This is a genomic window from Desulfovibrio mangrovi (assembly GCF_026230175.1).
Taxonomy (GTDB): domain Bacteria; phylum Desulfobacterota; class Desulfovibrionia; order Desulfovibrionales; family Desulfovibrionaceae; genus Halodesulfovibrio; species Halodesulfovibrio mangrovi.
Genome location: NZ_CP104208.1, coordinates 1,171,221 through 1,192,464, shown reverse-complemented (window position 1 = coordinate 1,192,464; position 21,244 = coordinate 1,171,221). Strand labels below are relative to the sequence as shown.

The window sequence follows — 21,244 nt, the reverse complement described above, 5'->3', positions numbered from 1 at the left end:
CCTATAAAATGAACAGGCAATTGTCTCTCTCTGACAAGGAGTATCATGCGGGTGCTTGACTTGGAGGTCGGTCAGTCATATTTAACCGTTGCCTAGGCAACAAATAAAAGAGGAAGGGAGCCATGCACTCACGAGCAACTTCGTTCGGCTATCGGATAAGCAAGCTGCACCGACTGGTGGCCCGCTATATTCGTGAAAGGATGGCGACTATGGGGGTGGAACAGGGGCAGGTCCCCTTTCTTGCGGAATTGTTTCATGAAGACGGTGTGCCGCAGGATGTTCTGGCTTCGCGGTTGTTCATTGATAAAGGTGTCACGGCGCGCCAACTCGCCCGCATGGAGCAGGCAGGGTTGATCGTACGGCGTGTTAATGAAGAGAATAAACGGCAGAAACTGGTCTTTCTGTCTGACGATATGCATTCCCGGCGTGATGAGTTTTTTGGGCATTTACATGCGCTGACTGGCCAGCTTGGACACGGCTTTTCGGATGAAGAGCGTCCCGTTGCCCTTGAGTTTCTGGACCGCATGACCATGAATATGCTTGCCAGCATCAAGCCGGAAGATGGAGATTTATAGTGGAAGAAGAGAGAGCATTTCAACGAGCCACATTGTTTGTTGTATGTGTGGCGCATTTTCTCATGCCCTTCATGATGTCGGCTGTTGGTATCGCGCTGCCGACCATGGGGCGTGAGTTTCACGCGACAGCCATGCAGATGGGACTGGTGGAGACGGTCTATGTTCTTTCGGCCTCCATCTTTCTTTTGTCCATGGGCAGGCTTGCAGATATGCATGGGCGTCGCCGGTTGTTTCAGCTTGGTATAGCGCTGTTCACGGTCATGGCCGGATTCCTTGCCTTTGCGTGGTCTGCGGAAGCTGTCATTGCACTGCGGTTTCTGCAGGGAATCGGCGGTTCCATGGTCATGGCTACCTCCATGGCAATGGTGGTGAATGCGTTTCCGGCAAATGTGCGGGGGCGGGCCCTGGGTATTGCGGTATCCAGTGTGTATGCAGGCATTTCCTGCGGTCCTTTCATTGGTGGGGTCATCGTCAGCCATTGGAGCTGGCGGGCCGTGTTCCTGTTGTGCGTCCCTCTCGGACTGGCAGCCTTTCTGCTCACCACCTTCCGCTTGCGGCTTGAAAAGGTGACATCCGGAAAAGAACCTTTCGACTGGAAAGGCAGCATTATCTATGCAACCTCAATACTTGTGCTGATTCTCGGAGCGTCCAACCTTGATATCGGCCCGTGGGCTTATGTGTCGCTGGCTATCGGTGGGATAGGGCTGGTCCTATTTGTCCGTTTCGAATCGCGTCAGCCGTATCCCTTGCTTCCGGTTGGACTGTTCCGGGGAAACCGTATTTTTGCCTTCAGCAACCTTGCGGCGTTGCTGAACTATGCTGCAACGTTTGGGGTTGCATTCTTTGTGAGTCTGTATCTGCAGTACATCAAGGGGATGACTCCGGCGCAGGCAGGAACGGTGCTGATGATTCAGTCCGTTGTTCAGGCGGCTCTTTCTCCGTTCTGCGGCAGACTGGCAGACAGGTATCCTGCCGCCAATGTTGCAACACTCGGCATGATTCTGTGTGTTGCCGGACTTGCACTCGCGGCGACTGTGGGAGAGACGACTCCACTTTGGCATCTGTATGTCATGCTGGTTTTGCTGGGGGGAGGGTTTGCCCTGTTCTCATCGCCGAATACCACAGTTATCATGGGCAGCATTGAGCCTGCCCACCTTGGTGTTGCCTCGGGACTTGTTGCCAGCATGCGGACTTTGGGCATGATGAGCAGCATGACCATCATTACGGTTGTTTTCTCCATGCTTCTCGGCGGGCATGCCATTACGGTTGAGACATACCCTGCGTTTTTGCGGAGCATGCAGTTAGGCTTGAGCATCTTTGCGGGGCTTTGCTGTCTTGGTGTCTTCTGCTCGCTGGGCAGGCTCGGGAGGAAGGAAGACGTGCAACAGGCCGCGTGAGATCCTGTCTTTAACTTCGCATTGAAGGTGCGTGCTACGCAGTATCATGCAGTCCATTTGTGTCTGGTCACGTTTCTTTTCCTGTACTATGGTAAAGGAAAGGAGGCGCTGCTATGGTCCATGCATGGTATGTCTTCCATACTTGGCGCAGGTTCACAGTTCTGCCGTCTGTTCTTTGTTTCCTCATGACGACTGTGCTGAGCGGTTGCCTGACATCTCCCATTGTGGAGCTGCGGACTCAGCAATACAGCACGACGCAGAATGTGGTGTTGCTTTCAACCAACGAAATTGAGAACAACCTCGTGCAGTACCATGCCCGATGTGGCAATGGTCGCTGGATGAAGCCTGCAAAGGAAGGGGCTCCCCGGCAGATGGTTTGGGGAAAGCAGCTTGATGCGCGAACCTTTCGTGTAGATGCATGGATTGACTTTGAGCCGCTCGGATCAGGCAGGACGCAGGTGACTGCGTACAGCACTCCGGCTACGCAGCGTACCGTTTTTGATTACCTTTCCATCATTGTTGATCCCGGCACCTGCCGCTGAGTCAACGAATGACCCTTCAACAAAAAAAACGGCCCGTCTTGAACGGGCCGTTTTTTTTGTATGCGATTTGTTGCCGCTATTGAGGAAGGGCGATGAGCGTCCAGGGCAGATGGCGTTTCTGGTGCGGCTCTGCCGCATCGATAATATAACGTACGCCGTTCACCTCAAGAATTCGCGGTGCCGTCATCGGCTTATTTTCCATGGTGAGAATATTGTAGCCCGCGGCCTGCTGTTCAACGATGCTGAGAATCTCTTGCCCCACGGTGTATTTGTTCCATTGCAGCCAGACAAGCAGTGCCAGAAGCACCGAGGTGCCGATGGTGCCGGCAATGCCCAAAAAGCCGCCAACACGGCGCAGGCGCAGAATGAACATGTACAGCAGAATGCAGGAAAGAAGCATGATGCCCCAGTCATTGCCCAGCAGCAGTCTGAATTCCGTTAAAGTCATTGATTCACCTTGGTCGGTTTCGGAATGGTTAATCCACGCGGTAGTGACAGCCCGTGCTCACCTTGTTGCGCTTGGCGGCAAGGGTGATGACATAGGCGGCCTGACAGCCGTGGAAAAGGTCTATGAGTCGTTTGGATAGCGGGGTGCGCTTGTAGAAGTCGTGTACGTTCTTGGAGAGTTCGCGCATATCCTCAACCGCTCTGCTCAGACGGCTGGATGTCCGGGTAATGCCGACATAGTTCCACATGGTATGGCGAACGCGAGCCCAGTCCTGCGCAATAAGGGCGGGATCGTCATTGTGTTCTTCGCCTGTTGGTTCCCAGTCCGGCATGGAGTCCCTGAGCCGTTTGCTGAGCTTGCGCGTGATGCGTTTGCCGATGTCTTCGGCGGAGGAATGGCCCCACAGCAGCGCTTCCAGCAGGGACGTGGAGGCAAGCCGGTTTGCGCCATGCACGCCGGTACAGTTGCATTCACCCACGGCATAGAGACGTTCAACGGTGGTGCGCCCTCTGTAGTCTGCCAGAATGCCTCCGCAGAAGTAATGCGCAGCGGGAACCACGGGAATGGGCTGGGTGCGGATGTCTATTCCGAGAGCAAGGCAACGCTTGAAGATGGTGGGGAAACGGGTGGCAAGGTCATGCTTGACCTCGCTGGTATCCAGGTAGACGCAATCGTCCCCGCGCTTGAGCATCTCTTCCACAATGGCGCGGGCCACGATGTCTCGCGGCGCAAGGTCTGCGCGGGCATCGTGGTTCTGCATGAAGGGGACGCCGTTGCCGTCCACAAGACGGGCGCCTTCGCCGCGCATGGCCTCCGTGATGAGGAAGCGTCTGTCGGAACGGTGATACAGGGCGGTGGGGTGAAATTGCACGTATTCCGCATTGTGTATGCGGGCGCCGGCTCTGTACGCCATGGCAAGGCCGGAACCGATGGATGAGGTGCTGTTGGTGGTGTGCAGGTATATCTGCCCGACACCGCCCGTTGCCAGCACGGTAAAGTTGGCAAGAACCGTTTCCACGCGCTTGAGCTGTTCGTTGAAGACATATGCTCCCACGCACTGATTGTTGAGCTGGTAGCGGAACTCGAGGTCGCGCGCGTGATGGTGGCTGGTCAGCAGGTCTACGGCGGTGCGGTTGGGCAGCACCGTGATGTTGGGGTGCGCGGTCACCGCAGCGATAAGGCCATCCATGATGGCCCGGCCGGTGTAGTCCGCACAATGGAGAATGCGGGGAACGCCATGGCCGCCTTCGCGGGTGAGGTCCCACTCGCATTCGCAATCATCCTTGCTGCGGGCGAAGGGGATATGCAGACGGTCCACGAGAATCCGTTTGACGGATTCCGGGCCGCGCGTGCACAGGTAGCGTACGGCAGCCTTGTAGTTGTAGTTGTGTCCTGCGGTGAGGATGTCTTTTTCAAGGAGGCGCGGGTCGCCTTCTTCCGCCTTGTACACGATGCCGCCCTGTGCAAGGGCGGAGTTCCCTCCGTCAAGCTTTTCGCCGGTCGTGATAAGAGTGCACTCAATGCCGCTGTCGGCCAGCGACAGCGCTGTGGTGCAGCCGGCAATGCCGGAACCGATGATGAGCACGGGGGTTGTGTGACGATATGTGGACATGTGCGGGATAGATCCTTTTCGATGGAGAGTCCGAAAAGCTAAGCGCAGGCCTTGAGCATGCGTTCCAGCGCAACGCGGGCGTGGTCTGTAAAGCCGATGGGAATGCGGACGGGGTCCGCAGTGCCGTTCTGCACTTCCTGCAGGGTAATGGAGAGTTTGTCTTCGGTAACGCTGGCCATGTGGGAACAGCTGCTTTCCAGCAGCGGCACGATGGTCTTGCGACCTGCGTATTCCTTGGCGAGTCTTTCCACAAGGTTGATCTCGGTTCCGATGGCTATGGCAGCCCCTTCCTCAGCCTGCTTCACGTAGTTGATAATGAAGGAGGTTGATCCTGCGGCATCGGCTGCGGCAACGACTTCTGGTGAGCACTCGGGGTGCACCACCACGCGTATGCCAGCATGGGTTTCGCGGGCGGTTTGAATCTGGCGCAGGTTGAAGCGGGCATGGATGGCACACAGGCCCGGCCAGAGCAGAAGGCGGGCAGATTCGGCGGCCGTGGTATCCACCGCGTTACCTTCTTTGGTGATATTGAGCATGTGCCAGTCTGCTTCGGGAATTCCCAGTCGGTTTGCCGTGTTGCGGGCAAGATTCTTGTCCGGAATGAAGAGTATGGCATCGCCGCGGTCCATGGCCCAGCGCATCATGGTCTCCGCATTGGCGGAGGTGCACACGGAGCCGCCATGCTTGCCGCAGACTGCCTTCACACCCACGGAGGAGTTGACGTACGTCAGCGGCACAATGGTGCGGCCGGATTCGGCAAGGCGGTTAAGGACTTTGTCCACGCGGGCTGCGGGAGCCATCTGGGACATGACGCAGTTGGCATCGGGCTCCGGCAGATAGACCTTCTGGCCTTCCCGGGCGAGCAGGGCGGCTGATTCGCCCATGAAATAGACGCCGCAGAAAACGATATGCTCAGCCTGAACGGATTCGACTTTGCGGGCCAGCTCTAGAGAGTCGCCCTTGAGGTCCACGTGCCGGATGACGCTGTCGTTTTGGTAATGGTGGCCCATGATGACGAGAGAGTCGCCCATTTCTGAGCGAATGCGGCTGATGATCTCGGAATGTGTGGTCATGATTGATCCTTTCTATTGAACAAGCATGCTGAAGTCTGCGATGGGGGCGGAGTGGGTCAGTCTGCCCACGGAAATGAAGTCCGGTCCCTTGGGCGAGGCGCTGGCAAGGGTGCGAATGGTGTCCAGCGTAACGCCGCCGCTTACTTCCGTCTCAATGGAGTCTGGAATTATCTCAAGTGCCTCACGCATTTGCGGAATGTCCATGTTGTCCAGCATGATGCGCTCCACCTTGCAGAGAACCGCTTCCTGTACATCGGTCAGGGTTCTGCATTCCACTTCTATGGGAGGACAGGGGGAGTAGGTTGCACGCAGTCTCGTGACGGCCGGCGTGATGCCGCCTGCCAGATCTACGTGATTGTCCTTGAGCATGAGCATTTCTTCAAGGTTTTTGCGGTGGTTTATACCTCCGCCTACCAGAACCGCATATTTTTCCGGATAACGTAGCCCAGGCAGGGTCTTGCGTGTGTCCAGAAGGCGGGTGCCGGTGCCTTCAAGTTGCTGCACATAGCGGCGGGTGAGGTTGGCAATACCGGACATGTGCGTGATGAAGTTAAGGATGATGCGTTCCGCTTTGAGCAGGCGCGCTGCCCCTGCTTCGATGGTGGCAACAACGGTTCTGTCTGCCACAAGGTCGCCGTCATCTGCAAAAGCCTGCCACGACCATTCCCCTGTGCCGCATCGTTCCATGACCAGTGGGATTATGGGTAAACCTGCCACCAGCGTGTCTTCTTTGGCTATGATTTTGGCGCTGAGGCGATGGTCCGGCGGGAAGACACCCTCGGAGGTAAGGTCGCGACCGTCTTCGCGAAGAGCCAGATCAATGGCTTCTTCCATAAACAGAAGGGCGTCACCTGTGAAGAAGCTGGAAAATTTTTCAATATTCATGGATTGTGATAGAGACGTCTTAATGATAGATGCTGTATGCCGAGTGAGGAGCGGCTGTCTTTTCACTTCTCTCTGCGTGTTTAGGTGCCTGTAACTGTTTCGTCAAGCAGTCTTGGAACGGGGCGGGCACACACCAGCAACTCCGGCAGGATTACAGGTCATGACCGATACGCCCAAGAATACTCCCACAGAACCTGAAGTAACGCCAGATGTTGCTCCTGAAAAGCTCCCCGAGGGGGCTTCTTCTGTTGCATCCGGAGGACCGGACGATAGTTCGGATTCCCCTTCCGGTGCCACTGTACATGTTGTCGACTGCCGTGACGAGGTAGCTGTTCTTTCCGCCGAAGAGTTCGCCCACCCCGCGGACGCTGCAGAGCATATCCAGAATCTTACGCTGGAAAAACAGGTCTGCATGATGCGTCGTCTGACCGCGGAAGACGCCGCGGAAGCGCTCGCCGAGATGGAAGAGCGCGTACAGACAGACATTCTGCAGAACCTTGATCCCGACGTTGCCGCCAAGATTCTTGGCGAAATGTCTCCTGACGACGCGGCAGACGTTCTGAGTGAACTCGACAGCGTTCACCGAGACAAGCTGCTCGAATTCGTTGAAGCCGAGGATGCCGAAGAAATCCGCACGCTGCTGTCCTTTGACGAGGACACAGCCGGCGGTATCATGAACACGGAAATCATCATCCTCAGCGACCATCTTACCGCGGATCAGGCCATCATGCATATCCGCAGGGAGATGGAAGACAAGGAAATTCCCTACTACGCCTATATCGTTGACGAGAAGCAGCGTCTGGTCGGCGTGCTTTCCCTGCGCGACCTTCTGCTGTGCCGTCCTGGCTCCATCCTTAAAAACGAGCTTTCCGACCAGAGCCTTATCTCCGTCCTTTTTGACGTGGACAGGGAAGAGGTTGCGCATACCCTTGCCCGTTACGACTTCATGGCCCTGCCTGTTGTGGATTACGAAGGACGCCTTCTCGGTGTCGTAACCTATGACGACATCATTGATATCATTCATGACGAGGCATCGGAAGACATGCTCGGCATGGTGGGTGCAGGTCAGGACGAGACCGTGGATACGCCATGGCTGGAATCCGTGAAGGTTCGTCTGCCGTGGCTGCTGGTGAACATGTTCAACTCGGCCATTTCCGCCTGTGTTGTATACATGTTTGAAGGTTCCATCGCATCCATGGCTATCCTTGCCGTGCTTATGCCCATTGTCGCCAATCAGGCAGGGAACACCGGGCAGCAGGCTCTGGCGGTTATGATCCGGCAGCTTGCAGTGGAGAAATTCGACCGTAAGAAGTCTTGGGTTGCCGTGTTGCGAGAAGCCAAGATCGGCCTTTTGAGCGGTTTGATCATCGGCATTGTGGTTATGCTGGCGGTATTCGGCTTTACCCATAACCTGAAATTGGCTCAGGTCATGTCCGTGGCGCTGGCCATGGATATGCTGCTGGGGGCATTGGCCGGTGCTTCCATTCCGCTTATTCTCAAGGAACTGGGACGTGACCCCGCGCAGGCTTCAAGCATCTTTCTGACGACGCTCACGGATGGTGCCGGTTTCTTCATATTCCTCGGTTTGGCATCTCTGATTCTGTTTTAGGCAGACTATTCCAAGCGAAGCTTTTCAGGCCGCTCCTTATGGGGGCGGCCTTTTTTCTGCTATGCGTTTCCCAATCTGCATCAGATGGATTGTGGGAGAATTGTGCAGGAGAACGGGATAGAGGATTCGTAAGCATTATCCCGTGAGCAAAGGAAAGGCCGCCTCCGGAGGGAGACGGCCTTCATGATATTGATGGATAGCGAGATGCTTGAGCCTAGGCTGTGCACTCGGCTTCCTGCGGGCGTATGCGGCCGGCAAGATAGATGAAAGGAGTATCCATGAGGGCTACAATGCTTTTGAAGATGTAGGTCGTAACCGTAATCTCGATGAGTATTTCGGTGGGGTATTCGCCCCAGAAGGCCAGCAGGCAGAATATGGTCGAGTCGAGCAACTGGGAGACAAGGGTGGAGGCGTTATTACGAAGCCACAGAGCCCGTCCGTTGGTTGTGCGCATCCAGAAGTGGTAGGCCCATACGTCATGCAACTGTGAGATCAGATAGGCTGCCATGGAGGCGAAGGCCAGTCTGGGCAGGAAGCCGAAGATGCCTTCAAGCAGGGGCTGGGCAAAATCGTTATGGGCAGGAATGAACTTCAGGGCAACCTGCATGTACAGGGTAGCCATCAGCAGGGTGACAAAGCCGAGCAGAACGCCTTTCTTTGCCTCCTGTTTTCCATGGAACTCGCCCAGAATGTCGGTGGCAAGAAATACCCCGGCGTAAAGAATGTTGCCGAGGGTGGTGGTCATGCCGAAAATTTCGACCGTTTTCAGGACTTGAATATTGCACAGCAGCAGGTTGAAGACGATCAGGCCGAACAGGCCGCTCTTGCCGAATAAACGGTACACGGCAAGGGTTATGATGAGGTCTATGACTGCAAAGCCTAACCACAAAACTTCATTCACAAAAACTACCTCACAAAGTAAAAAGGGGCCGGAATATCCAGCCCCTGAAAATCACGGGGTTCTCACATGTGCGTGAACTATTGTCCTAATTAAGGATGGCAGTCAAGGCGCGGCCTTCATGAGGCGACAGAGGCAAGCCTTCTGAAACAGCGATCAGAGGTGCAGACACGGTTACGGCCCTGTTCCTTGGCCCGATACAGTGCCTTGTCGGCTTCTGCAATCAGGTCGGCAGACTCCAAGTGGTTGTCCGCGTTGGCAGCAAGCCCCACGCTGATTGTTACAGGAATGCTCGTGGAGTCGTGCATGAAGGTGTATTCCGCAATCTTGAGTCGCAGGCGTTCCGCCAACTGAGCGGCATCCTGTTCCTGCGTATGCGGCAGGATAACCGTAAACTCCTCGCCGCCATACCGTGATACATAGTCCGTATTGCGCAGGGTGTTGCGAAGCAGGGCCGCCAGCTCCTTAAGCACCGTATCGCCAGCCTGATGCCCATGCGTGTCGTTAATCATCTTGAAATGGTCAATATCCAGCATGAGCAAGGAAAGAGGCTGGTTGTAGCGAGCGTGTCTTTCAAGCTCCTCATTAAGGCGTTTGTCAAAATGCCGTCTGTTATGCACGAGCGTCAGGCCGTCGAGGTCGGCATGCAGCTTCATCTGCTTGTAGAGCATGGCGTTTCGCAGCGCCAGAGCAAGATGCTTCATGGCCGACTTGAGAACCTGAACCTGGTCCTTGCCAAGATGCAGCTCAGTGCGGGTAAGCAAGGCTACCGCACCGAATGTTTCTCCGGCGGTTTTCAGGGGCAGAATGGCCACCTTGCCGGATTCCGGCATGAGATGGCCGGTAGCATCAATGGGAGAAAGCAGCTCTGTGGCGTAGGCACTGACCCGCTTGCCGGTCAGCTTTTCCGCTCCGCCGAGCAGCAGTTCTTTCCATTCGTTATGTGCAGGGTGTTCTTCCTGCGTAGAAATATACAGTGTCGCATCAAGGTCGCGCCCTGTACCCGGAACCCAGCATATGCCGCCTATTGCGGCGACGGGAAGCAGAGTGGCCAGTTCCTCCTGAGCGCTTTGCAGAATCTCTTCCGGCTCAAGGCTTTCAGTGGCGCGGGAAAGGAAGGACACGATGAATGACAGAATGTCGTTTTTGCGTTCAAGCAGCTCACGCTCAAGGCAGATTTCACGCGTCATGCGCATGATGTCGTGATAGAGGTTGTGCGTCTCTGCGGTGCGCAGCAGCACGTCTTTGATGCGTGATTCTGTCAGTGGCGGCTTGATGACGTCCGTGAAGCCGTTATCAAGCGCTTCTTCCAGTTCAAGCATGCTGTACTCACCGCCAAGCAGCAAGACCCGGGGCGTGATGTCCAGATGGCGAGTGGTCGTGGTGGGCATGACCTTCAGGGCATCCCACGCGGATTTGGAAATCCAGATGATGCTGGGCTCGTCCCGATCCATGGCTTCAGCATCCGGAATGGTTCCTATGGGCAACGAAATGAGTGTGAACTCGGCGTTGCCAACCGAGCGAATGAGGGCTTCGTCTTCTGGCAATAAGCCGAGGCCCCACATTATGTTTTTGCTAGTACCGCGCATAGCGTTAATCCCTCCCGGAAATACGGCAGAATGTGCCGTATCAGTCAAAAAGACGTGGCGTTTGTCGAATCCATGCAAGATAAAGACCAGCTTTATGTAAATTTCTGTATTGCTGGGTGAATGTGCTATGAATTCATACTGTTGCCACGTTTTTTAGGCTTTATGACAGGATTTGGCCGCAGGCTGGGAGGGGGCGCAATGCAGGAAACGTCAGTAAACTGTCGTATGAATCCGGTGGGCGTTATCGGGAATGTAAAAGCGGTTTGACAATGGCAGGAATATGTGTCCTTTTCATTCCATGAAAAACACTGGAATTTGGGGAACCTTGCATCCTTTTTTCGAGGGTGGGGAGATAATGGGGCGCAGCGTGGCCAACGAGGGATTCATCCGCGCGCTGCTGCGTAATGACCCGTTTGAGGCCTATCACTTCTACCTTTCAGATAACAACCAGCTTGCTATTCTGCAGAACCGGCTTGGAAAGGAGTTCGGAGAAATGCTGCAGGAGGGGCGGTTTGTTCTAGGTACCTTTGCCGACCTTCCCCGCGCGTTGCAGGAGTATGAATTTCATTGTTTTCATCTTTCCGACTGTCTGTTGCATAACAGTCAGCTCGCGGTCTTGCGCAACCGGTATGCAAGGCGGTTGTTTCCCATCACAGGCTGCACCCATACGTTGAGCTATGCCCGGTATATGCCTCTGTTTCAGCAGCAGGTATGGAATGGTACCAGCGCGCGGGATGCCGTGATTGCGACTTCACGGGCTGCTGTGGACATGGTGACTACGGTGTTCGACCGCCTGCGCAAGGAATGCCGTTTTGAGGATGGAGCGGGTGTTGCTCCGCGTGTGGAGCGCATCCCTCTCGGCGTGGACCTTTCCATGCTGCCTGTGCAGGATACCGGAACGCGGGCGGCTGTCCGCTCCGGTCTGGGCGCGGGGGAAGATGCCGTCGTGCTTCTGGTATTCGCGCGTATATCCCACTATTCCAAGATGGATCTGCTGCCTTTGTTGCGGGCTGTGCAACGCCTTGGCAGAATGGGGGTTCCCATGAATTCGCTGCATCTTGTTGTAGCCGGATTCATGCAGCAGGGAGACAGAACCCCGAATGTTCTGGGAGGGTTCGCCAAAGCGCTTGGTTTTAAACTGCACGTGCAGGCCAATCCTTCGGACGAGAGCCGCAACGGGCTCTATGCGGCCGCGGATATTTTCGTGTCTCCCGTGGATAACATGCAGGAAACGTTCGGTCTGACGATTCTGGAAGCTGGCGCCATGGGGCTTCCGGTTGTCGCCTCTGATTACGACGGCTATCGTGATCTCGTCATTGACGGCAAGACGGGGCTGCTCGTTCCCACTCTCGGCCCCTCGGACTCTTCCGATATTGACGCCATGGCGCATCTTGCTTTTGACACGTCCACACATCTTAGCATGGCGCAGCGCACGGTGGTTGATGTGCCCGCCTTGGCGCAGGCGCTGCATGCACTGATCTCGTCACCCGAACGCCGCAAGGCGATGGGCGAAACGGCCAGGAAGCATGTACGCGGCAATTACGGTTGGGATGCCCAGATCGACCGGCATCTCGCCTTGTGGGAGACGTTGAATCAAGTGCCTGTGCAGGAGGATGTCCTGCGGGGAGCGCGTCATCCATTGCGTACGGATTATGCGGAGATTTTTGGCGGGTACCCCTCAAAACGCCTTGCCGACGACATGCAGGTGGTCTGGAGCAGGGCGGGTGAGGCCGTGTATCGCGGCGTTGAGCAGCCTGTCATCTATGAAGGCGTCGCTTCCATCGTGGATGCCGATATGCTGCGGATCATGTTGTTCAGTGCCCGCAAGCCCGTAACCGTTACCGCTTTGACCGCCTTGCTTGTGAAGAGAATGCAGGAAGAAGGGCAGGCGTCCGGTGATGGAAGTGCATGGGCCCCCGTTTCTTCCTGTCATGCTCAGGCTATGCTGCTCTGGGCGCTCAAGCATGACTTTCTGGAGCGCGTCTGATGTCTGATGCCGGATTCCGGATTCCTTCCGATTCACCTCTGTTCGATGCAGGCGTGCATATGCATTCCGTGCTTGCATGGCGTGGCGGGGCGGCCCGTGTCGCCAGCATGATCAGGGCTGGACTCGAAGAGTGCTGTGTTGCCTGTAGCGCGTCATGCGAGCTTAACGACACAGGTTCGGCGAAGGAACCGCTTGCACTGTCGGACAGTACCCTTCCTGCGGCAGAGCTTGCCGCGTACCTTGTTTCCATAGCTGAATCCCGCCGTTTGCTGCATCTCCACGGTTCATTGGATTGGGCTGCCTGTCTTGCGGAAATGGCCGCTCTTCGTGTGCCGGCTGTGCTGACCTTGCATGACTGCTCGCTGCTGACAGGCGGCTGCCCGTATCCGCTGGAGTGTCGCGGCATTTTTGAAGGCTGTTATGAACCATGTCCCCGCGGATATGCGGATGCTGCCCAAAAACAGCGGAGCAGACTTGCTGCATTGCAGGCTGCACACGAGGCCGCGGGCGTGCAGCTTGTTGCCCCTTCGGGCTGGCTCAAAGGGCTGGTCAGAACTGTTGTGCCGCAGGTGCCGTGCAGTGTCATACCCAATGGGGTGGAAGAGCCCCCCGCCGGGCTTTCCCGTTCTGTTGCACGGCAGCAACTGGGAATTGCTCCCGAGGCGAGAATGGTACTGTTCATGGCGCATGGGGGAGAGCAGGCCGCATACAAGTCCGGTGATCGCTGGCAGGCAGTGTGGGAGGAAATACGGTCCCGGGTGGAAGGAGCCTTGTGTTTCATGGTCGGGGGCGAATCACATTCGCGCGACGGTGCCTGTGTCCGCTGGCCGTATCTGGACAGGGAACATGCCCAGTTGTGCATGGCCGCTGCGGACTGTTTTGCCTATCCCACCATTGCGGATAATCATCCGCTGGTTGTTCTTGAGGCGTTGTCTCTGGGATGTCCTGTGGTTGCCTTTGATGCGGGCGGAGTGAAGGAGCAGGTGTTGAACGGAACAACGGGCCTGCTTGTAACGGCCGGAGAGTGGACTGGTTTTGTGGATGCTTGCGTGTCCGTGCTTGGTTCCGGCAGTCTTCGTCGGTCATTGTCTCTCGCGGGTATGGAGAGTTACCGGCAGCGCTTTATGCAGCAGCGTATGGTGCAGGGATATTTAGGTGTCTATGCGCGATTTCTGCAGGAGTGCGGTTTCTAGCGCGAAGCTACTCATCGTCAGGATGCGTCGTTGCGGGTGTATCTTCAATAGTCCCCATGTCAGGCAGAATGTCGCGCGGTTCCGTCTGTTCGTCCACAATGGCACACAGAGCGTTGATGGCTTGCAACGCGGTTCCCTTGTGGAAGAGCATGGCGATATGGCTGACCTGCGGAGCTCTTTCCTCTATCCACGACGCATTGCGGATGTGCAGACCTTCCTGAGGGAGCACCATATTGTCCAGTGCCGACGAGAGACTGTAGCAGGGGATGCTCGGGGCAATGTCGTTGGCTTCAATGGTGCGGATAAGCGGTCCGCGGAAAATGAGGCTTCGGGATAGCGCGCCGGCACCCAATCCGGCCAGCTTGCTCCCTTGGTGCGGCGTGCCCAGCGTGATGACGCCTGCGACCCGCTGTTCGTTATCTCCCTCCGACAACCATGCACGTATGAGCAGACCACCAAGGCTGTGGCCGACGAGAATCGGTTTGGTTGACGGGTGGCGTTTCTCAAGTGCGGCAACCTCTTCTTCCAATTTGCTCAGCAGAGTCTCGAATCGGGTGAAAAAGCTGAAGTAGGTGAACGCATGGGAGTTTGTGAAACCTGCCTGCTTGAACCAACGGCGATAGGCCAGCCACGCGGAGGCGTTGTGGTACAGGCCGTGAACCAGCAGAATCGGCGGATTCTCCGGACTTGCCGTTCCGCGCTTGCCGAACATAAGGCGGTCCGGGACGAATCCCAGCGGATAACTTATTGTAACGAACAGCATGCTGAAGAAGCTCATGATGAGGCCGCGCAGGATGCAGGTTGCACGGGTGCAGACACCGGGGTGAGGGCCGTAAGGACGGCTGCCTTCTTCATACCAGAAGAGCAGATAGGTAATGGCGGATACTGTCAGCAGGGCAGAAAAATACAGCTTTATCAGCAACCAGAGCATAGTGGTTTCCTGTTGATTTGTGCCTGATAATATGGGGTTGAATAACAATATCAGGAAGGAACGGGTCAAGCAATGGACCTCTTTTCCAAGGGAACGGCAATGGCGGGGAAAGCTAAATGGAAGCCGGTTTCATCCCTCTGTGCTGTAGATGTTTCCGGAACCGTTCGTAGCGAGGTCGAGATGGCTGGTGTCCGCTGCAACGGGAATACATCTGGAGTTCAGGTTATCTTGCTGATTACCTTGCCCGTGGTTGATTCGATTGTAGGATGAATGGTGACGGATTGCGGTAAGTCTGGTGACGCAAGACCCAGTGTATGCAGGTTCTTGTAAACCTTGCTCAGCATACGTTGGTTGTTGCTCGTGTAGGAATGCGATACCTTTGCCAGTGCGACGACTGCGTCCCACATCATGGATTTGTCATATGCCATGGTAGCCCCCATGCGATGGAATCAGACTGAAGAGAGTATCTTCGCAGTATCCCAGGACATCCCTGTCCGGAATCGTCTGCCCGGCGCGAGAGCGCATTGTCATTACCTTTGTCGTTCCTTGACGAGTATAAAGTAACGCATTACTGTATCTCTCACAAGAAGTGACGAACTTCTTTTTCTTACTTTTTTGGAGAGACTCTTTGATACGAAACACCTTTTTTTCCCAAGTCTTAGCCTGCGCCGTTATTGCGGCGTTTCTGGTTTGTGGAGCCGGCCTTTCCGTTTCGCGGGCTTCCGACGCCGTTGATACGGGCATGTCCAAGGACATTGAGGCAGGTCTTGACCTCCTCATAAAGGCTGTCCGTGACAAGAGTGCCTCTCCGGATATGGCTTCATTTGCGCCGGTTCTGGACTTTGCCATTGCCTCCAATTCCCCTGAGTTGCAGAAGGAAATGCCCCGCAAGCGAGAGCAGGGTAACGGCATTTTCATGCGTGAAGAGATTCAGGTGCCCATGGAGAAGCTGGTCCGGTACTGCTATGATCCCAGCGTTCCGCCTTCCGTGTTGTTTCCCAACTCCATCCGGCGTGGTCACTGGCTCGCAGGCAGCGACATCCTCAACAGCGGTGTGAAACTGTGGGAAGTGCTCGGTGGCCTTGAAGACCCGGTGGTACTGCGGGGTGTGGAGTATGAAGAAATTACTCCCGACGAATTCAGCGGTTCCTATTATGGCTATAACCTTGACCGCCTGCTCATTGTACTGCCGTACAAGGGGCACAGGATGTTCGTTTCCGTCTCCCGTCAGCAGGATACGTCTTCCGTAGGCAAGAAGGGAGCCATTGTGGGTAACGATGCCAACTGGGATTACGTCTACACCGACGAAGACGGTGCAACCGCCCGTGGCATCGGCTGGATGGATACCTACATGTACGACTCTTCTACCGTGACCGTGTTTTTTGACAACGGCCCCGGCAGCCGGAGCACCCAGTACGCAGTGTTCAAGTGGCTCAAGGCTGGTTGGGCAAATCTCAACGTGGTCAAGCGTAGCCACATCATTTCCGGCACCCGCCGTTTTCTGGATGGATTCCGTCGCATCATAGAGGATTCGAACCTTCCTCCGGCAGAAGCTATTGTACAGCAGATGCGTCAGTTTGAATCCGCATCTGAAGCAGAGCTTGTTGCCTCCATGCAGCCCTTCTGCCGCAAGGTCGAATCGGTCGCATCCGCAGATGATATTCTTTCCCGCAAGGAATTCCAGAAGCTCATCAAGGATGCGGGGTACGCCGCCCATCTGAATCGGGATGAACTTGTTCATGACCTGATGAAGCAGTTTATCAAGAGCAAGCTCGGCATCGTATCCGTCAGCGGTTAACCCTTGTCGTGTCCGCAGTCTTTTCAGGCCGGAGCAGCAATGCTCCGGCTTTTTTGTGTTCTTGGGACAGAAGTGTGTCGCCGGATGCTTTTGCCAGATGGTTGGAAGGGATGCTTAAAGAAGTGCTTTAACAACATAAGGCCCGGACAGATGATTCTGTCCGGGCCTATTTGGTGCGGGAATGTGGCTGCTGTTAGGCGAGGAAGTTCTTCACGCCGGTAAAGATGATCTGGGCGGAAAGGGCTGCCAGCACGAGGCCGGTGATCTTTGTCATGATGGAAAGGCCGATGGTGCCGATGATCTTCTCCACCTTGGGGGCGAGGTACAGCAGAACGCCCATGGAAATGATTGCCGCTACAAGCGCCAGAGTGCCTACCGCGATGGCGGATACGCCGTTCATCTGGGCTCCCATGATGAGCAGGGCACCGGTGGTGGCAGGGCCGACTGTGATGGGAATGGCCAACGGAACAACACTGATGTCCCCTTCCTGATCGGCTTTGACGGGGGTCTTTGTGCCACGCACCAGCTCGACCGCAGAAAGGAAGAGCAGAGCGCCTGCCCCGATGCGGAAGGAATCGAGTGTGATGCCGAAGATGGCAAAGATAGTGTCGCCGAAGAAGAACAGGGAGATGCAGATGATGATGACCGCGAGCGTCACGCGCAGCGCGGTAGCCTTCTGTCGTTGCGGCGGCATGTCCTTGGTCAGAGCCAGAAACATGGTCATGACGAAGAACGGCGCGAGCACGAAGAACATTTTGATGTATGTGGAAATGAACAGCGTAAGGTGTTCCATGGCGTTTCCTTGAGGCGGTTAGGGGGAAGGACAATCCCATTGTATACCGCAATGGGCTGGTAAACGAAATACGAAAAATAATTGGTCAAACCACTTTGTGAGGCGATTTTGTTGTTTTCAATTATTTCAGACTGTTGTGTTTTTATGGGGCTGGCTTGCTCTGACTTTGCGTAGCGGTTGAATAAAAAAAACGCACTGGGCAAGCGAAAGGCTTGTACGCTCTTGTTTCAGTGTCTTCAAGGGGTTGATTGGTAAATCAACCATGATTTCTCATTGGTTCAACCAATCCGGATGTCGACTATTCTCGTGTAACCATGTTATATCTCTAAGTCCGTCACATGTCCCTCATCAGGCTTATGGGGTTTGCCCGATGGCTAACGGGACATATCAGCAGGGGTCGGTATTGCCACTTCAATGCCGGGTCCGATTAACGAAGCGAGAGGAACTATGGGTAACAATCCAGCAAAAGTGAAAACAGTTTACTATTTTGGTACCTGTCTTGTGGATATGGCCTATCCCAAGGCTGGTATGGCCGGTATCAAGTTGCTGCAGCGCGAAGGCGTGGAAGTCATTTTCCCGCAGGAACAGGGTTGCTGCGGTCAGCCTGCTTATAACTCCGGCTTCCGTCAGGAAGCAAAGGATGTAGCCTGGAAGCAGGTTCAGGTTTTTTCCGGTAACAACTATCCCATCATCGTGCCTTCCGGTTCCTGTGCCGGCATGATGAAGTATCACTATCTCGAACTCTTCAAGGATGATCCGGAATACTACGAAGTGAAGAAGTTCTGTGACCGCGTGCACGAACTCACTTCCTACCTGAACAACGAGCTCAAGGCCCAGTACACCGACAAGGGCTCTCCCGTTAAGCTGACCTGGCATTCTTCCTGCCACGCACGTCGCGAAATGGGCTGCACTGATGATTCCAAGGCCCTTATCCGTCAGCTCAAGAATGTCGAACTCGTTGAGATTGAGCGTGAGCATGAATGCTGCGGCTTCGGTGGTACCTTCTCCATCAAGCAGCCCGAAATCTCTGCGGCCATGGTCCATGACAAGGTTGAAGACATCAAGAACACCGGCACCAAGAAGTTCCTTACTGGTGACTGCGGTTGCATGATGAATATCACCGGTCACATGGGTAAAGAAAAAGTAGCCATCGAAGGCCAGCACATTGCTGAATTCATTTTGGAGCGCATCAATGGCTAGCAACGCAAAATTCAATTTCAAGAAGAGCATCACCGACGCGCTGGCAGACAAGCAGCTTCGTGCCAACTTCAAGTTTGCTACCGATACTCTGCGCGGCAAGCGTCTGGCAGTTTTCTCCGACCCTGAAGAAACCATGCACCTGCGCAAGGTTGGCAACGGCCTGAAGCGCAACGTGCTGACCAAGCTGCCTCAACTGCTTGAACAGCTCGAAGCCAAGTGCAAGGAAAATGGCATCATCGTTCACTGGGCCGAAACTGTGGACGAAGCCAACAATATTGTGCTCGACCTCATGGAAAAGCACAGCGCCCACAAGATGGTGAAGGGCAAGTCCATGGTGTCCGAGGAAATGCACCTGAACAAGTTCCTCGAAGATCAGGGCAAGCTGCCTCTGGAAACCGACCTCGGCGAATACATCATTCAGCTGAACAACGAGCCTCCGTCCCACATCATCGTTCCCGCGGTACACAAGAACCGCAAGCAGATCGCCCAGATCTTTGCCGACAACATTCCCGGCGTTTCCTACACCGAAGACACCTCCGAGCTGCTGGCCATTGCCCGCCACAAGCTGCGTGAACACTACCGCACTGCCGACATCGGTCTTTCCGGCGTCAACTTCGCCATCGCCGAGTCCGGTACCCTTTGTCTGGTGGAAAACGAAGGCAACGGTCGTATGTGTACCGCCGTGCCGCCCGTGCATGTTGCCCTGATGGGTCTTGAAAAGGTTGTTGAGAAGCTGGAAGACATTCCTCCGCTGTACCGCCTGCTGTGCGGTTCCGCCACCGGCCAGCGCATCACCACCTATTTCAACATGATCAAGGGCCCCCGCAAGGCTGGCGAAAAGGACGGCCCCAAGGAAGTTCACCTCATCATTCTGGACAATGGCCGTTCCAAGATTCTTGCAGACAAGCAGCTGCGTCAGACTCTGCAGTGCATCCGCTGCGGTACCTGTCTGAACCACTGCCCCGTTTACACCCGTATCGGCGGTCACGCATACGGTTCCACCTATCCCGGCCCCATCGGTGAAATACTGATGCCGCAGGTGGAAGGTCTGGACAAGAAGGGCAGCCTGCCCACCGCTTCTTCCCTGTGTAACGCCTGTGAAGAAGTATGTCCGGTCATGATTCCGATTCCCAACCTTATCCGCCGCCTGCGAGACGAAAGCTACGACATGGATGGCGAGGGCGTCGTCAAGGGCCACGGCTTCAAGAAGAGCCTGGTCGAGACGATTGTCTGGAAGGGCTGGAAGCTCACCCAGGTCAATGCTACCTGCAACAAGCTCATGCTTCTCGGCGTGCAGCTGTTCGGTAACATGCTGCCCAAGGTTGGTCCTTTGAAGGCGTGGACCAGTGTCCGCACTTCTCCCAAGTTCGCCCGTCAGAGCCTGAAGGATCTGGCGAAGAAAGAGGGTATCCGCAATGAGTAATACTAGCGCCCGCGAAAACATTTTCGCCCGTCTCCACGCCTCCAGCATTGCCGGAGCATCCTATGCTCCCGTTGCGGAGAAGTGGGTTCCTGCTCCCATTGAAGATAAAGCCGCACGTGTAGCCCGCTTTGTGGAACTGATGAGCGCCATGCGCACTGAAGTGCATCAGGTGAAGGGGGACGAGTGGGTTGGCAAGCTTCAGGAAATCATGAAGGAGCGCGGCCTTAAGAATCTTGTGTACGGCCAGAACACCGAGATCTCCAAGAAGCTGGAAGCCGCATGGAAGGGCCAGAAGGATATCGCGCCTCTGGTGCCGTGGACCGCAGACATCGAAGAGTTCCGTGATGAACTGTTCGAAGCATCCGCAGGCATCACCACCACCATGGGTGGCATTGCCGAATCTGCAGCCATGGTGCTGTGGCCTTCTCCCGAAGAGCCGCGCCTGCTGTCTCTTGTTCCCCCCGTACACTTTGCGGTGGTCAAGGCGGACAAAATCTGGACTTCCTTTGCCGAGGCTATCGAAGCTCTTGACTGGAATGCCAAGGCTCCCACCAACGCACTGCTTATCTCCGGTCCCTCCAAGACCGCGGATATCGAACTGATTCTGCAGTTCGGCGTGCATGGTCCCACCGACCTCATCGTGTTTGTGGTCGACTAAGCCGGACTCTCTGGTTTATCCGCATCTGTCTTCAAAGCGCCGGAAGGATACTTCCGGCGCTTTTTTTGAGTGGTGTGGATGCTTATTCCGTTTGCATTGCCTCCGCATGCCGAAACGGGTATGGATGTGGCGCTGCAAAGCAAGGCCGCCGACAGGCGGTACTTACCGGAGGAAAACATGACCGCCTTCTATCGACATTTCAAAGGGAAGTATTATCAGGTTGTAGGTACGGGGCTGGATACTGCAACGGAAGGCCAAGTGGTTGTTTACCGCACGCTCTACCTCTCTGATTATTCTCTTTTTACACGACCTTACGATGAGTTTTTCGGCACTGTTGACCGTGGTGAGGGCTCCGTTGAACCTCGGTTCGCCCCTGTTGATGCTGCTGACCTGCCTGAAGATGCGCAATTGCATGTGCTGAGTGTTCTGCCTCTGCCTTAATTATGCCAGCCTTCGCTGTTTTGTCAGGCTGATATGCATGTTGCCAAGACATACATTTGCTTACGGTTTGCAGGCTGAATTGTGTGAAAAAATACACATTTCCATCTGCTTGCAAATTATCCTTGCGTCCTGTAGCAAGGCGTTTACCGTTTTATGAAACAGGCGCTTGTTGCGCGCCATGAAAGGAATTGT

19 protein-coding genes are annotated in these 21,244 nt (G+C 55.3%); 11 read left to right on the top strand and 8 right to left on the bottom strand.

Annotated elements, in window-relative coordinates; genetic code table 11:
- Window positions 1-122 precede the first annotated feature (122 nt).
- From N1030_RS05465 to N1030_RS05455, 3 genes are all read left to right on the top strand, one after another.
- A complete protein-coding gene (locus tag N1030_RS05465; protein WP_265828180.1) occupies window positions 123-575 on the top strand; it encodes a MarR family winged helix-turn-helix transcriptional regulator in 453 nt (150 codons plus the stop codon).
- Window positions 575-1,972, top strand: coding sequence for an MFS transporter (locus N1030_RS05460; RefSeq protein ID WP_265828178.1), 1,398 nt, complete (start codon window positions 575-577; stop codon window positions 1,970-1,972). The genes N1030_RS05465 and N1030_RS05460 overlap by 1 nt, the downstream gene beginning before the upstream one ends.
- 113 nt (window positions 1,973-2,085) lie before the next feature.
- Window positions 2,086-2,514 (top strand): hypothetical protein, encoded by a 429-nt coding sequence (locus tag N1030_RS05455; RefSeq protein ID WP_265828177.1) that lies wholly within the window; start codon window positions 2,086-2,088, stop codon window positions 2,512-2,514.
- A 76-nt stretch (window positions 2,515-2,590) separates the two neighbouring features.
- On the opposite strand, the gene N1030_RS05450 is transcribed toward N1030_RS05455, so the two are convergent.
- Genes N1030_RS05450 through nadC form a run of 4 tightly spaced genes read right to left on the bottom strand, consistent with a single transcriptional unit; the run spans window position 2,591 to window position 6,532 of the window.
- Window positions 2,591-2,962 (bottom strand): hypothetical protein, encoded by a 372-nt coding sequence (locus N1030_RS05450; protein ID WP_265828175.1) that lies wholly within the window; start codon window positions 2,960-2,962, stop codon window positions 2,591-2,593.
- Window positions 2,963-2,990: 28 nt separating this feature from the next.
- A complete protein-coding gene (gene nadB / locus N1030_RS05445; RefSeq protein ID WP_265828174.1) occupies window positions 2,991-4,574 on the bottom strand; it encodes an L-aspartate oxidase in 1,584 nt (527 codons plus the stop codon).
- Between the two features lie 38 nt (window positions 4,575-4,612).
- Complete coding sequence (gene nadA / locus N1030_RS05440) at window positions 4,613-5,647, bottom strand: quinolinate synthase NadA (protein WP_265828173.1); 1,035 nt, start codon at window positions 5,645-5,647, stop codon at window positions 4,613-4,615.
- 12 nt (window positions 5,648-5,659) lie between these two features.
- Window positions 5,660-6,532 (bottom strand): carboxylating nicotinate-nucleotide diphosphorylase, encoded by an 873-nt coding sequence (gene nadC, locus N1030_RS05435; RefSeq protein WP_265828171.1) that lies wholly within the window; start codon window positions 6,530-6,532, stop codon window positions 5,660-5,662.
- A 160-nt stretch (window positions 6,533-6,692) separates the two neighbouring features.
- On the opposite strand from nadC, the gene mgtE reads away from it, so the two are divergent.
- Window positions 6,693-8,141 carry a magnesium transporter gene (gene mgtE / locus N1030_RS05430; protein ID WP_265828170.1) on the top strand — a complete coding sequence of 483 codons (1,449 nt, stop codon included), beginning with the start codon at window positions 6,693-6,695 and terminating at the stop codon, window positions 8,139-8,141.
- 214 nt (window positions 8,142-8,355) lie between these two features.
- On the opposite strand, the gene N1030_RS05425 is transcribed toward mgtE, so the two are convergent.
- Both N1030_RS05425 and N1030_RS05420 read right to left on the bottom strand, forming a co-directional pair.
- Entirely contained in the window at window positions 8,356-9,042 is a 687-nt protein-coding gene (locus tag N1030_RS05425; protein ID WP_265828169.1) for a queuosine precursor transporter, read from the bottom strand.
- 116 nt (window positions 9,043-9,158) lie between these two features.
- Entirely contained in the window at window positions 9,159-10,628 is a 1,470-nt protein-coding gene (locus N1030_RS05420) for a GGDEF domain-containing protein (protein WP_265828168.1), read from the bottom strand.
- A 355-nt stretch (window positions 10,629-10,983) separates the two neighbouring features.
- Between N1030_RS05420 and N1030_RS05415 the strand changes: the two genes are divergently transcribed.
- Both N1030_RS05415 and N1030_RS05410 read left to right on the top strand, forming a co-directional pair.
- Window positions 10,984-12,615: a glycosyltransferase family 4 protein gene (locus N1030_RS05415; protein WP_265828167.1), complete on the top strand. Its 1,632-nt coding sequence runs from the start codon at window positions 10,984-10,986 to the stop codon at window positions 12,613-12,615.
- Window positions 12,615-13,808 (top strand): glycosyltransferase, encoded by a 1,194-nt coding sequence (locus tag N1030_RS05410; protein WP_265828166.1) that lies wholly within the window; start codon window positions 12,615-12,617, stop codon window positions 13,806-13,808. The genes N1030_RS05415 and N1030_RS05410 overlap by 1 nt, the downstream gene beginning before the upstream one ends.
- A gap of 7 nt (window positions 13,809-13,815) precedes the next feature.
- Here N1030_RS05410 and N1030_RS05405 read toward each other — a convergent pair whose 3' ends face one another.
- Window positions 13,816-14,739 (bottom strand): esterase/lipase family protein, encoded by a 924-nt coding sequence (locus tag N1030_RS05405; RefSeq protein ID WP_265828165.1) that lies wholly within the window; start codon window positions 14,737-14,739, stop codon window positions 13,816-13,818.
- Window positions 14,740-15,367: 628 nt separating this feature from the next.
- Here N1030_RS05405 and N1030_RS05400 point away from each other — a divergent pair.
- On the top strand, window positions 15,368-16,537 hold the full coding sequence (locus N1030_RS05400) for a hypothetical protein (protein WP_265828164.1): 1,170 nt from the start codon (window positions 15,368-15,370) through the stop codon (window positions 16,535-16,537).
- A 193-nt stretch (window positions 16,538-16,730) separates the two neighbouring features.
- On the opposite strand, the gene N1030_RS05395 is transcribed toward N1030_RS05400, so the two are convergent.
- A complete protein-coding gene (locus N1030_RS05395) occupies window positions 16,731-17,330 on the bottom strand; it encodes a MarC family protein (protein WP_265828162.1) in 600 nt (199 codons plus the stop codon).
- A 447-nt stretch (window positions 17,331-17,777) separates the two neighbouring features.
- Here N1030_RS05395 and N1030_RS05390 point away from each other — a divergent pair, with 447 nt between their 5' ends.
- The 4 genes from N1030_RS05390 (at window position 17,778) to N1030_RS05375 (ending at window position 21,052) form a co-directional block, all read left to right on the top strand.
- Entirely contained in the window at window positions 17,778-18,530 is a 753-nt protein-coding gene (locus tag N1030_RS05390; protein WP_265828161.1) for a (Fe-S)-binding protein, read from the top strand.
- Window positions 18,523-19,953 (top strand): LutB/LldF family L-lactate oxidation iron-sulfur protein, encoded by a 1,431-nt coding sequence (locus N1030_RS05385; RefSeq protein ID WP_265828159.1) that lies wholly within the window; start codon window positions 18,523-18,525, stop codon window positions 19,951-19,953. Before N1030_RS05390 ends, N1030_RS05385 begins: the two co-directional genes overlap by 8 nt.
- A complete protein-coding gene (locus N1030_RS05380) occupies window positions 19,946-20,611 on the top strand; it encodes a LutC/YkgG family protein (RefSeq protein WP_265828157.1) in 666 nt (221 codons plus the stop codon). Before N1030_RS05385 ends, N1030_RS05380 begins: the two co-directional genes overlap by 8 nt.
- Window positions 20,612-20,788: 177 nt before the next feature.
- Entirely contained in the window at window positions 20,789-21,052 is a 264-nt protein-coding gene (locus tag N1030_RS05375) for a DUF1653 domain-containing protein (RefSeq protein ID WP_265828156.1), read from the top strand.
- Window positions 21,053-21,244: the final 192 nt, after the last annotated feature.